The sequence below is a fragment of the Sporosarcina sp. FSL K6-1540 genome (genome assembly GCF_038620285.1).
Taxonomy (GTDB): domain Bacteria; phylum Bacillota; class Bacilli; order Bacillales_A; family Planococcaceae; genus Sporosarcina; species Sporosarcina psychrophila.
Genome location: NZ_CP152018.1, coordinates 508,413 through 523,298, shown reverse-complemented (window position 1 = coordinate 523,298; position 14,886 = coordinate 508,413). Strand labels below are relative to the sequence as shown.

The window sequence follows — 14,886 nt, the reverse complement described above, 5'->3', positions numbered from 1 at the left end:
GGCGCCTTACCAGGGAGAGTCGAATCAGATTCAAAATAAATCTTCACTTCAATTTGTATAGCTTGATTTACTAATTTAGGGAGGGTAAACATGTCTATTAAACGACTGGATAAGTTTCAAAGTCTCCATGTGGATCTTGTAGATTTGCACCAACAACAAGCATTAAAGCGTTACATCGCTCGTTCTAGTGAACGTGAACGAATTGCTAGTGAACTGCAAACTAAAAATCCTTTTGAAGTAGATACGCCTGAGCGAGTCGCAACTCGTAAAGCGATTATTGATCCACGTGATGGACTTGCTATAGAACGTATTATTGGGCGAGATGATTTATTTCCTGTTTCTTATCTTGAAGCAGGACAACAAGCAGCCACTCCTGTTTGTAGAATCGAGATTCGTGATCGTTTAGGCAGAGTTCTCGGACATGCTACAGGATTTCTTGTCTCACCTTCCTTATTGCTTACAAATAATCATGTTTTGGAGAATTACAATTCGGCTCAGTTCAGTGTCGCACAATTTAACTATGAAGTTGATCTTGACTTAAATGAAAGGCCGATGAAAAGCTTCCGTTTTACACCTGAACGTTTCCTTATAACGGATAAGAAGCTTGATTTTACATTAGTGGCGATAGAGGAAGTGTCAGCTGATGGTACAAAAGTAAGTGATTTTGGGTTCTTGCCACTCATCTCGCAAACGGGAAAAGGGTTGGTTGGCGAATGTGTATCAATTATTCAACATCCTTCGGGCGCCCCCAAAGCTGTAGCAATCAGAGAAAATCAGATTATGGATGTATTTGAGGATTATATTCACTACTCAACTGATACCATGCCCGGATCATCCGGTTCACCAGTCTATAATGACGAATGGATCGTAATCTCTCTCCACCATGCAGGCGTTCCAGATCCAAAGAACCGAACCGAATTTATCGCCAATGAAGGGATTCGTATAAGCAGTATTGTCCAGTTTGTCGCGGAGCAAGGCAGCAGCTTGAGTAATGATCAAAAGTTGTTATTGTATGACATCGTGAAGGGGTGGGATGTTCCCGATTATACCCCTGAAGAGATGGAAGTCGAGAAGTTAAGCGATTCATGGTATGAATCATCGAGGGGGTATGACACTCAATTTCTTGGTGTTGATTATGAAGTCCCACATCCGATATTCCCGTCTGATCTTGAACAGGATATTGCCCAGTTAAAAGACGGGAGTAATGTGCTCCATTATACGCATTTTTCAATTGTTATGAGCAAGTCACGCCGTTTAGCCTATTATACGGTGGTGAATATTGACGGCAATCAATTGATGAAGATTGGTCGTAAGGACAAATGGTATCTAGATTCCCGCATTAAAACAGAATACCAGTGCGGCCCTGAATTATATAAAAATAATTCGCTTGATCGGGGGCATCTTGTCCGCCGGCTAGATCCTGTTTGGGGAGATTCAGCAAAAAAGGCAAATGAGGATACGTTCCATTTTACAAATTGTGCTCCTCAGGAGAGTAAGCTGAATCAAAAAAGCTGGCTGGATCTGGAGAATTATATTTTGCACAATGCCGAAAACTTAAATCTTAAAGTGACAGTGTTTACTGGGCCGGTTTTTCGGATGGATGACATTATTTACAGGGGAGTTCAGATACCAGCAGAGTTTTGGAAAATAGCTGTCATTGTAAAGAAAGATGGAAATCTATCTGCAACCGCTTATTTGCAAACTCAAAAAAATCTGATTGAGGATTTGGAATTTGTTTACGGTGAATATAAAACATATCAAGTACCCATTTCAAAAATTGAAGTGATTACGGGTCTTGATTTTAAAGAATTACGTAATTTTGATCCGCTCAACCAATTAGAATCGACAATAGGATATGTCATTGATGCAGCCGAGGATATAAAACTCTGAGCTTATTTATAAAAGTCCGCTGGGAAATTAGTGAAAATGAAAACCACTTAGGAAAAAGTATCCTAAGTGGTTTTCCAATACTTACACCTTAAACCGATTAACCGCCAAACTCAATTCCTCACTCAACTCCGTCAGCGTTTCTGCTGCATCTGTTACAGATTGAATCGCGCTGAGTTGTTCGTCCGTCGAAGCACTTACTTCTTCACAGGCGGCAGCTGTTTCTTGTGACGTTGCTGCCATTGTTTGGATTGTTTTAGCAACGTCGTCTTTGTGTATTGCGACTTTCTGAATTTCTTCATACACTGCATCGATTGAGTCTTGCATATCAGACATCAATGTTGAAATTTCTCCGAAAGTGATTTCCGTGTCGTTTACAACTGTGCCTTGGCGATGGAAGTTCTCGCGTGTTTCGTTCATTTGCTCCGAGACGAGTCTGGATTCTGTTTGAAGTTCCTGGACTGTCACTTTTACTTCTTCTGTGGAGCGGGCAGATTGCTCTGCAAGTTTTCGTACTTCATCCGCGACAACTGCGAATCCTTTCCCATGTTCGCCTGCCCGTGCTGCCTCGATGCTTGCATTTAATGCAAGTAGATTCGTTTGTGCTGAAATTTGGGTGATTGTTTCCATGACCCCGCCGATTGCATTCACTTTACCTTCAAGTGTACCGATAACTTCGGACATCGCCTGCAAATTGGTTTCCCAGTCATTGAAGGACAGTTTCAGTTCTTGCATTTGACCTTGACCACTTGTATTCATTTCACCGGCTTTTGTTGCAATGTCAGACATGACGCCGGCTTTCGTTGTGATTTCGTTAATTTGTTGGCCAAGTAGATACGCTTTTTCCGTCACGATTTCTGCATCTTCCGCAGATTTTGAAGCGCCATATGCAATCTCAGTTACAGCGTTTGCAACTTCTTCGCCCGATGCATTCGTCTCCTCTGCAACTGCACTCAAACTATCGGAGCTTGCTTTGACATTCGATGCGGAGCCGTTAACGACAGTAATAATAGCATTCATGTTTTCAATCATAGTATTGAAGTTAGCACCTAGTTCGCCGATTTCGTCTTTTGTCTTAATGTCAGAACGGACGGTCAAGTCACCTTTTGAAACGGAATCCATCAAAGATTTCAAAATTCCAAGGGGCTTGATTGTACGGCTGATCATGAAGTAGAGGACGACGAAGAATAATAGCAGTGTCGCAATTGCTACAACCATCATCGAGTTTCTGAGATTGATTGCGATTTCGTTAATATCTTTTTTGAGATAAATCGCTGAGATTTTCCAATCGAAATCGGGAATGGATGAGAATACATTCACTCTATCGCTGCCTTCGTGTGTGTAATGGATGGCCCCTTCATCTAAACCTCCTATGAACATTTCTTCTATATAAGGGAGGTTCATCAGATTTTCACCGCTTAACGATGGATGAACCATTGCAGTTCCAGTGGCATCAAATAGAACCGGATAGCCATTGTAGCCAATATCACTTTCGGAAATAGATTCGGCCAACGAAGCCAATTGAATATCCAGTCCAAGAACACCGATAAGTTTTCCGTTTTTCAGAACAGCCTTCATGGCACTGATGACATACTCGCCTGTCGCACGATCGATATGCGGTTCCGTCCAGTAGACGGTATCAGGATTTTTTGCCGCTTCTTGATACCACTCAAAGCTGGTTGGGTCATAATCGTTTCCAAGGTCAGCATGCGGAACGAGGGTCATGTGTTTTGATGGAAGTGCTAAGTAGATTTGCGAAGCTTCATCGTATAAATTTTGAAACTCCTTAAATTCTGTCTGTAATGTAGCACTGCTTTTTTCAATGTCATCGCCGACATTGGTATAATCCGTTAAGGCTTTGGAATATGACATTTGGATTAAGCCTTTTTTATATTGCTCTAAAAAGTTCGTAATCGAAGCACCCATCTCGTCGACGAGTACAACACTCTGATCGATGAGGTTTTTCTCTGTTTTATATTGTACTTGCAAACTGGAAATTGCGGTCATTGCCGTCACGCCAATGAGGAAAAGAACCATCACTGTTACTATAATTTTTGTTTTTATTGATTTGAACATAGCGCACCTTCGCTTTCTCTATCTGTCTAGTTGAATTGACTCACAAAGTAATCTTCGGTCTAATTACTTATTTGTTTAGAGATAGATAAATTAAACAATAAGTGATAATAATCATTCTATATTTATCGTTTTAAAATCAATATAAAGAGCGCTTAGGATCATTAATAGATCCTAAGCGCTCTTGAAGTTTTATCAACTATTAATATGGAAACGTTGTCTAAAGTGGTGCTTCAATTCTTAACCTTAATCTGATTAACTACCTGACTCAATTCCTTACTTAACTTTGTCAGCATTTCTGTCGCATCTGTTACAGACTGAATCGCGCGAAGTTGTTCGTCTGTTGAAGCACTTACTTTATCACAGGCTGCTGTTTCTGGTGTCGTTGTCGCCATTGTTTGGATTGAGTATAACGCTTAGTTACTCTATAATTAAGTTTGAAGTACAGAATTATTTGACTTAGAATAGGTGGAATAGTATATGACAACTAATCATGATTTTATGAATAACTGGTTATCCATAGACTCAATACAAAATAAAGTGAAGAAAGAATTGGAAAACGTTCTGCAGGCTGAGTACAGTCTATCGCTAAAAGAATTCTACGTGCTTTATTATCTTTCCATGGCGCCTGACAAGAAATTGAGATTACAGCAATTGCAAGAGATGATTGGATTGAGTCAGAGTGCACTTTCCAGATTAGTGGGGAAGATGGAAGCGAAGAACTGCGGTGCGTTAGAAAAGCATGATTGTACAGATGACCGTAGAGGTACCTATACGCATCTTACAAACCTAGGTGAGCAGAAGCTACAAAAAAGTCTAGTCTCTTTCCGTGAAATACTTAGATTGCACCTCTCCGCTATTGATGTTGAAGGATTGATAAAACAATTAGTAGAAAAGCTATAAAATGCCATGTTCTATCGAAGTGCTCAATAGAAGCACTTTGATTTGACAAGGAGAATAGATAGCACTAATATATATGTATGTGTAATGCATATATATTTTAAAAGGGAGTTTTTGCAATGAAAGATTTGTTTAGTCCATACAAAATAAAGAATTTGGAGTTAAAAAACCGGGTTGTCATGCCACCGATGTGTCAATATTCCGTTGACCAGAAAGATGGCATTGCCAATGACTGGCATTATCTGCACTATGTCAACAGAGCAATCGGTGGAGCGGGTTTTATCGTGATTGAAATGACGGATGTAGAGCCTGATGGAAGAATTTCGGATTATGATTTGGGTTTATGGTCTGACGATCAAATCCCTGCGTTGGCGAAGATAGTGGAAGCTTGTCATCGCTATGGAGCTAAGGTTGGGATTCAGATTGCACATGCTGGTCGTAAAGCAGAAGATGCAGCTGTGCCTGTTGCGCCTTCTGCAATCGCATTCGACGAGAAGTCTAAAACACCAAGAGCGCTTTCAACAGATGAAGTAAAAGAGATGGTGGAGAAGTTCCGTAAAGCAGTAAGACGCGCGGTTGAGGCTGGATTTGATTCAATCGAAATCCACGGTGCTCATGGTTACTTAATCCATCAATTCCATTCTCCACTTACCAACAAAAGGGAAGATGAATACGGACAGGATCTAACCAAGTTTGGCCGCGAAGTCATTCTAGCAGCTAAAGCGGAAATGCCTGCCGATATGCCACTATTGATGCGTATCTCTGCAAAGGAATATGTAGAAGGTGGTTATGGAATAAACGAAAGTATTGCGTTCGCTCGCGTTTATCAGGAAGCTGGAGTGGATATGTTTGACGTCTCTTCTGGTGGAGAGGGTCAAATCGCAGCTTGGGGGAGACCAGGAACACATGTAGCTTACCAAGTACCGTTAGCTAGACAAATCAAAGAAGCGCTTCAGATACCAGTCATGGCTGTCGGTAGATTGGATGATCCAAATCTAGCCAATGCAATCATAGGGAATGAAGAAGCAGACCTTATTGCTGTTGGAAGAGGTATGCTGAGAAATCCTTATTGGACATTGGAAGCTGCTAAGCAATTGAGAAAAGAAACTGCAGTGCCGACACAGTACTTAGCAGGATTCTAATGAATTTCATGTTGTCTTGTTGCCTCGTCTAAATCGTGTTTGTTTGTGAAGTGTGCATATTCGGATAGGTAAGTTGTCGTTAAAAGTAACCCCTTTTATTCTTTATATAGAAGGGGAATGGGGTTTAGGATACATTTTCGTGATTTTTTTTTGCGAGCGACGCTATAACATAAATAAAAATTGCTTACGACAAAATGTCGTAAGCAATTTTTTAAATTCACACCTTAAATCGATTAACCGCCAAACTCAATTCCTCACTTAACTCCGTCAAAGTCTCCGCAGCATCAGTTACAGATTGAATCGCGCGAAGTTGTTCGTCTGTTGAAGCACTGACTTCTTCGCATGCCGCGGCAGTTTCTTGTGAAGTTGCTGCCATTGTCTGGATTGTTTCAGCAACGTCGTCTTTGTGTGTCGCGACTTTCTGAATTTCTTCATACACTGCATCGATTGAATCTTGCATATCGGACATCAATGTTGAAATTTCACCGAAAGTGATTTCAGTGTCATGTACGACTGTACCTTGGCGTTGGAAATTTTCACGTGTTTCGTTCATTTGCTCTGAGACAAGTCTAGATTCCATTTGAAGTTCCTGAACTGTCACTTTTACTTCTTCTGTTGAACGGGCCGATTGTTCCGCCAGTTTTCGTACTTCATCCGCAACGACTGCGAATCCTTTGCCGTGTTCACCTGCACGGGCTGCCTCGATGCTTGCATTTAATGCTAGAAGATTCGTTTGCGATGAAATCTGAGTGATCGTTTCCATGACTCCGCCAATCGCATTTACTTTACCTTCAAGTGTACCGATTACTTCGGACATGGACTGTAAATTGGTTTCCCAGTCATTGAAAGACAGTTTCAGCTCTTGCATTTGCCCTTGACCACTTGTATTCATTTCGCCGGCTTTCGTTGCAATGTCAGACATGACGACGGCCTTCGTAGTGATTTCATTAATTTGTTGGCCAAGAAGATAGGCTTTTTCTGTAACGATTTCAGCATCTTCCGCAGATTTTGAAGCGCCATGTGCAATTTCAGTCACTGCATGAGCAACTTCTTCCCCTGATGCATTCGTTTCTTCCGCAACAGCGCTTAAACTTTCGGAACTTGCCCGGACGTTCGCTGCGGAACCGTTGACGACAGTAATGATAGCGTTCATGTTGTCGATCATTGTATTGAAATTATCTCCAAGTTCGCCAATCTCATCATTTGTTTTGACCTCGGAACGAACTGTCAAATCACCTTGGGATACGGAATCCATGAGTGACTTTAGCTGGCCAAGTGGTTTGATGGTGTGACTGATGATGAAATAGAGCGCTGCGAAGATGACAAGCAACGTGACAAGTGCGACGACAATCATTGAAGTACGTAAATTATTTGCCGCGGCATTGATATTTTTTTCATCATAGACGGCGGCAATTTTCCAACCGAACTTCGGTATTGTGGAATAGACGTTTATATAGGAGTTACTTTCATAATCGTAGTGGATGGCACCCTTTTCATTTCCACCTTTGTACATGTCCGCGATGAAAGGCTGGTCCATATAGTCAGCCCCTTGGCTTTCCGGGTGTGCGAGCACGATGCCTTCTTTATCGAGTAGCATTGGGTAGCCTTTATAGCCGACATCACTGGAAGCTATTTTATCAGTCAATGCACCGAGTTGAATATCAAGGCCCATAACGCCAATTAATTTGCCATTTGATAGCACGGCTTTTGAGGCAGCGATGACCAATTCTCCTGTAGCTGAGTCAATGAAAGGACTAGACCATTGGACAACGTCTGGATGTTCAACCGCATTTTTATACCAATCCCGAGTGGTCGGGTCAAAATCTGCTCCGAGATCTGCATTCGGCATGATCATTATTTCTTTAGTTGGAAGCGTCAAATAGACTGACGTTGTATCTTCGTAAAAGCCGAGGAAGCTCTCTAGTTCAGCTTCCAGTACAGAGATCGAATTGGTTGCTGTAGCATCTTCTTCAGGAAGTGTAAACCCCGTCACTGTAGGAGAGGTGGATAATTGTGCTATGCCTTTCTCGTACTGACCAAGAAAATTTTCAATTGCATAACCCATTTCATTGGTGAGTGCACCACTCGATTCGATAATACTTTCTTCGGTATTATTTTTCACTATCGTATTGCTAATGAAAGTCATAGTGGATACGCCTATGAGGAATAGCACCATTACTGTCATAATTATTTTTGTTCGGATTGATTTGAACATTTATCTTGCACCTTCGCTTTCTCTTACATTAAATGAACTACTTTATATTCTTCGGCAATTATTCTTGTTTATTTAGATAGTAGATGAAATAAATAAGAGAGAATAGTAGTGTTGAACTATTTTGATTCAAACGAGCAAACATGACTTTGGCGGAAACCCAATACTTTTTATTGCCAATTTGCTTAACTTCCTTATGGGTTTGCCGATATAAATCATATTGAATGTTGTTAAGTACAGGGAGGTTTGGCGAATGGTAAGTCGTATGGATGGCGGAGCCGTAGTGAATCAAGTGAATGTATTAGCAGGAAAAATGGCACCGGACACGGAAGTCTCGGTGGTGCAAGTGCAAGCGATTCAGGAGAAAGTGCAGCAGAAAGCCAGCAATGAACAACAGTTGCCGGCTGACAAGGCAAAGCAAATGACTGACAGCATGAACACGTTTTTAGAAAGTGCGAATACACAATTGCGATTCAAGTTCCATGAGAAGCTCAACGAATACTATGTAACAATCGTTGATTCAACCACGGACGAAGTCATACGGGAAATCCCGTCCAAAAAACTTTTGGACATCCATGCGGCAATGCGCGAATTTGTCGGCTTGCTTGTCGATCGGAAAATTTAAGGAAGGCGTGAGATAATATGCGAATTAGTGGACTAGCTTCAGGTTTGGATACGGAGAAAATGGTAACGGATTTAATGAACGCTCACCGTATACCTCTCGATAAAATTACACAGAAAAAACAATACTTAGAATGGCAGTTGGACGATTACCGCACAACAAACCGCCAGCTGTTTGATTTCAGTAAAAAGACGTTTGACACGATGATTCTTTCGACTTCATTTTCAGCGAAAACGGTGAATATTTCTTCGCCGAATGATGTAGCGATTAGGAATATGGGGTCTACTAGTGATTTTTCGGGGACTATACAGATTCATCAGTTGGCGAAAAATGCTACGATGCAAAGTAACATATCTCAAGAGCAGCGTATTTTTACAAAAGAAGCGGATATGTCGAAAAAACTTTCTGAGCTTGGCATCGAAACGCCTCAGTCTATAACTATTAAAGCAATTAATGAAAAGGGAGAACTGGATGAAAAAGGGTATACCCTAGATTTTAATCCTGCAGACGAAACACTTCAGTCAGTTCTTGAAAAGATTAATAAAAATTCGGGCGTAAATGCTTTTTACGATTCATTCTCTGGGAAAATAAGTATTGTAGCAAAACATAGCGGTGAAGTTCTTAATGGTTCTGAAATTGAAATGAGTGGTAGTTTCGCAGATATTTTACAAGTAAGTGGGACAAATACTGCTGCCGCTGCCTCCATTAATAAAGCTGGAACTACAGGTCAAAATGCCGACATCACTATTAATGGACTCAGAACACAACGTTCAACAAACACATTCCAACTGAATGGTTTTGAATTTTCATTAAAACAAATAACTGCACCATTAGGGACAGACGGCAAAGTTATAGAAGATGCGAAAACAGTCTCATTCAGTTCCGCACCAGACACCAATAAAATCTTCGACTCCGTCACTAAATTCGTCGACGAATACAACAAGCTTATCGAAGACTTGAACAAACAAATCCGTGAACCTAAATATCGTGATTTCCAGCCGCTTTCAGCTGCGCAGAAGAAAGATATGACGGATAAAGATATCGAAATGTGGGAAGAAAAAGCGAAAAGTGGTACGCTTCGTAACGATTCCACTATTTCCAGTATGCTGACGCAAATGAGGACAGCCCTTATGGGGACTGTAGGCAGCGATACATTAAAAAGTCTAGGTATTACAACGTCTAAAGACTACTTAGCTAATGGTAAGCTCGTCATAAATGAAGAAGAATTGAAAAAAGCAATTAGTGATGATCCGAATAAAGTTCATGAAATGTTCTCGAAAGATGGAGCTACTGTGGCTGAACAAGGATTTGCACGTAAACTCCGAACTATAGTTGATAAAACTCAAACGTCAATCGCTCAGCGTGCGGGAAAAGTGGGCGATGTAAACGATACGTTTTCACTCGGCCGCTCACTGAAAGAAATGAATAACCAAATTGAACGTTTCGAAGATCGATTGAAAATGATGGAAACCCGCTACTGGAAACAGTTCTCCGCCATGGAGACGGCCATCAATCGCGCAAACTCACAGTCGGCTAGTCTTATGAATGCATTTAGTAACAATTAACAACAGCAGTGAACTAAAGGAGACAGATAAGATATGGCTATCAACAACCCCTATGCAACCTACCAAAATAACTCTGTAAATACATCAACGCCAGGCGAGTTGACACTTATGCTCTACAATGGTTGTTTGAAATTCATTCTACAAGCAAAAAGAGCGATGAATGACAATAATATTGAAGAAAAGAACAAGGCTGTCCAAAAAGCACAAGCAATCATTTCTGAGCTAATGTTGACTCTAGATAAGTCGTACCCTGTTTCTCAAAATATGCTTGTCCTCTATGAGTTTGCGAACAGCAGACTGGTTGACGGCAATATTAAAAACGACAGTGCTCTGTTCGATGAAGCATCTGCTATCATTACGGAGTTCCGCGATACATGGAAGCAGGTTATTCAGATTAACCGGCAAAAACAGTATGCGAATGTAGATGAAATATGATTCGGCCTGCGCTGGTAGCGTGGCGTGATGTGACGGAAAAGTTAGTGAGGTTGTCGCAAGAAACAGCGGTAGATAAGCGGGATGAGACGATTGCGGGCATCGAAGCACTTCTCGATGATCGTGATAAGTTGCAACCGCATATTACCGCCCCGTTCACGCCCGAAGAAGAAATGTTCGGCAAAAGTCTTGTCGAAACGGAAGTGGATGTCCAAAAGAAACTTGCTCAATTTACACAACTGATTCGTACAGACATCGTGGAATCACAAGCGAAGAAAGACAATATGAAAAACTACGTCAACCCTTACAGCAATGTAGCGCGAGATGGTACATTTTACGATACGAAGCAATAACTACTACCCGGTTGGAGATTACTTCTCTGACTGGGGTTTTTTATTGAATAATTAGTTATTTTAACCTGTATGAATGATGGTTCATTAATGGTACATTTTACATAGAACGATTAATGGGAAATTTAGTGTAGGGAAAATTGATGTCAAAGGGGAAATAGATGATGAATATTACTCAATTAAAGCGGGCAGATTGGCTTCGGAAAAACTCGATTATGATGATTGGATTTGCACTTGCTGCAGGGCTGGGTTTACTAGCCCAACTCATACAACGCTCGCCGATTGCTATTCAATTGTCTGTTGCCATACCTTTTGCACTCGCGATTCTATTCTATTTTCTTAGTAAAAAAGTTGAGGTATTGTCACTTCTTCTGCCATATCTATTACTCGTCATGAATTTTGCAATAGCGATGGGGGTCATCTTTTTTTCAGAAGCGAATCTAGGGACAATAGGGATCATCATCCTTATTTTGGTGATAGGTTCAATTCATGGCAAGATGGCCATTATGGCGTTTGGTTTTGTACTGAGTTTCATTGCCATGATAATAAATAATCAATTTTTTATTGCTCCTGAACTCGTCGGAGGAAGCGGGACAAATCTATTACTACTTCATTTCCTAGCAGGGCTTGTCTTATTCTTGCTTGTCCGTCAAAATGGGCGGATGTTCATGCATGTGGAGGAGCTTGTCGAACTAACAGAACTTAAGGTGCGCGAAGAAGGGGCACTTGCTGCAAAGCTTGACGAGGCGGTTGGAAAGATTACATCGAACCTTGCGTATCTTCGTTCAAATTCGGAGACATCTGCCACATCTCAGCGTGAAATGCTTGCGGCTGTTAATGAAGTAAGTGTTGGTAGTCAACATCAAGCGGATCATATTTCAGATATCGCGGAAAATGCGGAACACACTTACGAATCGGTTCAAGTCATTGCAGAAGGCTTAGGTCAGGTCGTGATTCAGGCGAATAAAGCAGGTCGAAAAGCCGAAGATGGAACTATGAAAATTGCACAATTAAAAGAAAGCATTGACTCTTTCAACACTTTTTTTACTGATTTAAATGAAACGTTTGGTATATTATCACGTAAAATTGACGAAACGAACGTTTTCGCAAGTGCAATTAAAGCCATCACAGAACAGACAAATTTACTTGCGCTCAACGCCTCGATTGAAGCTGCACGTGCTGGAGAACAAGGAAAAGGATTTGCAGTAGTTGCGGAAGAAATTCGGAAATTGGCCGGACTCACAAGAGAGACTTTAACTAAAATTGATGCAAACTTGATAGAAGTAAACAATTACAACGAAATAGCCGTTAAAAAACTTGGAGATGGATTAGAACAAGTAACGATGCAGACTGCAGTAGCAGACGAGTCTAGTGCGTCTTTTATAGATTTGTTTGAAACGATGACGAAGTTGCAGAAGGTATTATCGATTTTCATCCAAGACTTCGGCAAAATTACGGAAGACAGTGCATTAATTCAGGAACGAACGATGGATTTTGCGGCGATTGTCGAGCAAAGTACCGCGGCTGTGGAAGAACTGAATGCTACGTTGACCGAACTGACTGAAGAACAACAACAAATCGCCACGTATATCAATGAAACGCATGAGGAAGCAGTTCGGATAAGAAACTAATGCGATGTTGCCCCGTTTTTTGGGGAATTATTTGCCGGTCGTGTATTGTATACGATTGATTAGGGTGATATATACTCGGTGTGTGCTGTTTATGATTGGTTGGCGTGTAATATTATCGATTGTGCGTTGTATATGCTTGGTTGGGATGATATATGATCGGTTGTGCGTTGTATATGCTTGGTTAGGAAGATATATGCTCGGTCGTGCGGGGTTTATGCTTGGTTAGGATGATATATGGTCGGTTGTGCGGGGGTAATGCTTGGTTAGGAAGATATATGCTCGGTCGTGCGGGGTTTATGCTTGGTTAGGATGATATATGATCGGTCGTGCGGGGTTTATGCTTGGTTAGGAAGATATATGATCGGTTGTGCGGGGTTTTTGATTGGTTAGGAAGATATATGCTCGGTTATGCGTTGCTTATGATTGGTTAGGGTGATATATGATCGGTCGTGCGTCATTTATGATCGGTTAGGGTGATATATGCTCGGTCATGCATTGCTTATGATCGGTTTACAGTAATGTGTTGGATAATTCAATCAACGGCAAGTAAGATAGGTATATAGATAGGAACTTCTAAGGGGGATTATGAATGCACACTGTGGATACCATGCGGCAGAAGGAATTTTCGAATAAGAACTTCATACTATTTATAACACTTGGTGGCTCTAGTTTCATCGGTTTGATTTTTTATTTTGTTACGGGGCAAGGTATGCTGAAGACAGTGAGTATGGCGATACCGGTTGTTGTTACGTTATTGTTTTATGCATTGGCGAAAAAGGTCGCTATTTTTGAACGCATGTTTCCATGGATTGTCCTAGGCGTGACGGGATTTGCCGCGATATTGAATGGGGTTATAGGGGAACCATCTGTTGCGACAGCTGGAATCGCGTTTTTCATAGCAGGTATTGCAAGTGTTCATTTATCCATGCGGATTATGACCTATGGTTTTGCGCTGTCCCTTGCTGTTCTGGTCGTATTTTTAATGAACTATCCGTATCAAGAGCAAATTGCAGCGAGCAAAGGAAGTTTGGCGCTTGTGCTGATCTTGATGTCAGTGGGGCTGTTCATCCAAATAAAGCAGACGAAAAAGCTGGAAATGCAAGTCGATTTGTTCACGACTGAGCAGGCAGCACACACGCTTTTAGAAGAGAGCAAGCATCGTTCGTTGAATGAAGGGATTGAACAGGTTGCAGCTGATTTGACGGCGATTGGTGAGACGGCTGGACGACATTTGGAAGCACAGAAGGAACTGTTGACAATTATGGATGGCGTTTCAGCAAGTGTTGAACAGGAAGCATTTCAAATTGCGAACATCGCAAAAAATGCACAACGCACGCAAGATGATGTAGCTGATATGCATAAGGAAACGCATCTTATGAATGAAGATACAGCTAGTCTTCGCGCTGAATCTGCTGACATGGTGGAAGTCATGCAAAACTTGCGTACAGGTATGGAAGAAGTGGAAATTTATCTCACTGATTTGAACGGATCATTTGATGCGCTTACTGAGAATATCGAGAAGACGAATGCGCTTGCCAAGTCGATTGAGACGATTACGGGACAAACGAATCTTCTTGCATTGAACGCGTCGATTGAAGCGGCTCGCGCGGGAGAGCACGGCAAAGGGTTTGCGGTTGTCGCGGATGAAATCAGGAAACTTGCTGGATTAACGGCGGTGACATTGGTTGAAATAAATGGCAATTTGGAAAACGTCAACACGATGAATGATCGCTCGCGTGCCAATTTGACGAACAGTACAGGGAAACTTGTTACACAGGCAGCATTGTCGGTGGACGCTGAAATGAAAATCGGACTCATGCACAACACATTGAGTGACCTTCACCGGAAGTTTGGCATGTTTGATGACAAGATGGCTTCAATTACAAAGGAAACGACGGACATCGGGCGTATGACAAGCTCATTTGCTGACTTACTGACAGAATCGAGTGCATCACTGGAAGAAGTGAACGCTACGATTCATGGAACGGTTGTAGACAATGAGCAGATTGTGACGACGCTGGACGGGACAATGCGAAGAACGGCAAGCTTGGCTGAAGTTCGTTGAAAGTTAA

12 protein-coding genes are annotated in these 14,886 nt (G+C 41.6%); 9 read left to right on the top strand and 3 right to left on the bottom strand.

Going from position 1 to position 14,886, the window contains the following annotated elements; all coding sequences use genetic code 11:
• Positions 1 to 90 precede the first annotated feature (90 nt).
• Positions 91 to 1,890, top strand: a complete 1,800-nt coding sequence (locus MKY15_RS02440) for a DNA/RNA non-specific endonuclease (protein ID WP_342538862.1) — start codon at positions 91 to 93, stop codon at positions 1,888 to 1,890.
• A gap of 81 nt (positions 1,891 to 1,971) precedes the next feature.
• Here the strand turns inward: MKY15_RS02440 and MKY15_RS02435 are convergent, their stop codons facing one another.
• Positions 1,972 to 3,963, bottom strand: coding sequence for a methyl-accepting chemotaxis protein (locus MKY15_RS02435; RefSeq protein WP_342538861.1), 1,992 nt, complete (start codon positions 3,961 to 3,963; stop codon positions 1,972 to 1,974).
• Positions 3,964 to 4,193: 230 nt separating this feature from the next.
• Complete coding sequence (locus tag MKY15_RS02430; protein ID WP_156476081.1) at positions 4,194 to 4,355, bottom strand: hypothetical protein; 162 nt, start codon at positions 4,353 to 4,355, stop codon at positions 4,194 to 4,196.
• An 85-nt stretch (positions 4,356 to 4,440) separates the two neighbouring features.
• Here MKY15_RS02430 and MKY15_RS02425 point away from each other — a divergent pair, with 85 nt between their 5' ends.
• Positions 4,441 to 4,863, top strand: coding sequence for a MarR family transcriptional regulator (locus tag MKY15_RS02425; RefSeq protein WP_067211991.1), 423 nt, complete (start codon positions 4,441 to 4,443; stop codon positions 4,861 to 4,863).
• A 116-nt stretch (positions 4,864 to 4,979) separates the two neighbouring features.
• A complete protein-coding gene (locus MKY15_RS02420; protein ID WP_067211988.1) occupies positions 4,980 to 6,002 on the top strand; it encodes an NADH:flavin oxidoreductase/NADH oxidase in 1,023 nt (340 codons plus the stop codon).
• 217 nt (positions 6,003 to 6,219) lie between these two features.
• Here the strand turns inward: MKY15_RS02420 and MKY15_RS02415 are convergent, their stop codons facing one another.
• Complete coding sequence (locus tag MKY15_RS02415; protein WP_342538860.1) at positions 6,220 to 8,217, bottom strand: methyl-accepting chemotaxis protein; 1,998 nt, start codon at positions 8,215 to 8,217, stop codon at positions 6,220 to 6,222.
• Positions 8,218 to 8,467: 250 nt separating this feature from the next.
• Here MKY15_RS02415 and flaG point away from each other — a divergent pair, with 250 nt between their 5' ends.
• The 6 genes from flaG (at position 8,468) to MKY15_RS02385 (ending at position 14,879) form a co-directional block, all read left to right on the top strand.
• A complete protein-coding gene (gene flaG, locus MKY15_RS02410; RefSeq protein ID WP_342538859.1) occupies positions 8,468 to 8,839 on the top strand; it encodes a flagellar protein FlaG in 372 nt (123 codons plus the stop codon).
• 17 nt (positions 8,840 to 8,856) lie between these two features.
• A complete protein-coding gene (locus MKY15_RS02405; protein ID WP_342538858.1) occupies positions 8,857 to 10,401 on the top strand; it encodes a flagellar hook-associated protein 2 in 1,545 nt (514 codons plus the stop codon).
• Positions 10,402 to 10,434: 33 nt separating this feature from the next.
• The gene (gene fliS / locus MKY15_RS02400; protein ID WP_342538857.1) at positions 10,435 to 10,836 is read left to right on the top strand and encodes a flagellar export chaperone FliS; all 402 of its coding nucleotides are present in this window, start codon (positions 10,435 to 10,437) and stop codon (positions 10,834 to 10,836) included.
• A 29-nt stretch (positions 10,837 to 10,865) separates the two neighbouring features.
• A complete protein-coding gene (locus MKY15_RS02395) occupies positions 10,866 to 11,186 on the top strand; it encodes a hypothetical protein (RefSeq protein WP_342538856.1) in 321 nt (106 codons plus the stop codon).
• A gap of 158 nt (positions 11,187 to 11,344) precedes the next feature.
• Entirely contained in the window at positions 11,345 to 12,814 is a 1,470-nt protein-coding gene (locus MKY15_RS02390; protein ID WP_342538855.1) for a methyl-accepting chemotaxis protein, read from the top strand.
• Between the two features lie 589 nt (positions 12,815 to 13,403).
• Positions 13,404 to 14,879 carry a methyl-accepting chemotaxis protein gene (locus tag MKY15_RS02385; protein WP_342538854.1) on the top strand — a complete coding sequence of 492 codons (1,476 nt, stop codon included), beginning with the start codon at positions 13,404 to 13,406 and terminating at the stop codon, positions 14,877 to 14,879.
• Positions 14,880 to 14,886: the final 7 nt, after the last annotated feature.

Bases quoted from the DNA above. Each gene is read 5' to 3' on its own strand.
- MKY15_RS02405 (WP_342538858.1), top strand. From the start codon at position 8,857: ATGCGAATTAGTGGACTAGCTTCAGGTTTGGATACGGAGAAAATGGTA.
- MKY15_RS02415 (WP_342538860.1), bottom strand. From the start codon at position 8,217: ATGTTCAAATCAATCCGAACAAAAATAATTATGACAGTAATGGTGCTA.
- MKY15_RS02385 (WP_342538854.1), top strand. From the start codon at position 13,404: ATGCACACTGTGGATACCATGCGGCAGAAGGAATTTTCGAATAAGAAC.
- MKY15_RS02390 (WP_342538855.1), top strand. From the start codon at position 11,345: ATGATGAATATTACTCAATTAAAGCGGGCAGATTGGCTTCGGAAAAAC.
- MKY15_RS02435 (WP_342538861.1), bottom strand. From the start codon at position 3,963: ATGTTCAAATCAATAAAAACAAAAATTATAGTAACAGTGATGGTTCTT.
- flaG (WP_342538859.1), top strand. From the start codon at position 8,468: ATGGTAAGTCGTATGGATGGCGGAGCCGTAGTGAATCAAGTGAATGTA.
- MKY15_RS02425 (WP_067211991.1), top strand. From the start codon at position 4,441: ATGACAACTAATCATGATTTTATGAATAACTGGTTATCCATAGACTCA.
- fliS (WP_342538857.1), top strand. From the start codon at position 10,435: ATGGCTATCAACAACCCCTATGCAACCTACCAAAATAACTCTGTAAAT.
- MKY15_RS02420 (WP_067211988.1), top strand. From the start codon at position 4,980: ATGAAAGATTTGTTTAGTCCATACAAAATAAAGAATTTGGAGTTAAAA.
- MKY15_RS02430 (WP_156476081.1), bottom strand. From the start codon at position 4,355: ATGGCGACAACGACACCAGAAACAGCAGCCTGTGATAAAGTAAGTGCT.
- MKY15_RS02440 (WP_342538862.1), top strand. From the start codon at position 91: ATGTCTATTAAACGACTGGATAAGTTTCAAAGTCTCCATGTGGATCTT.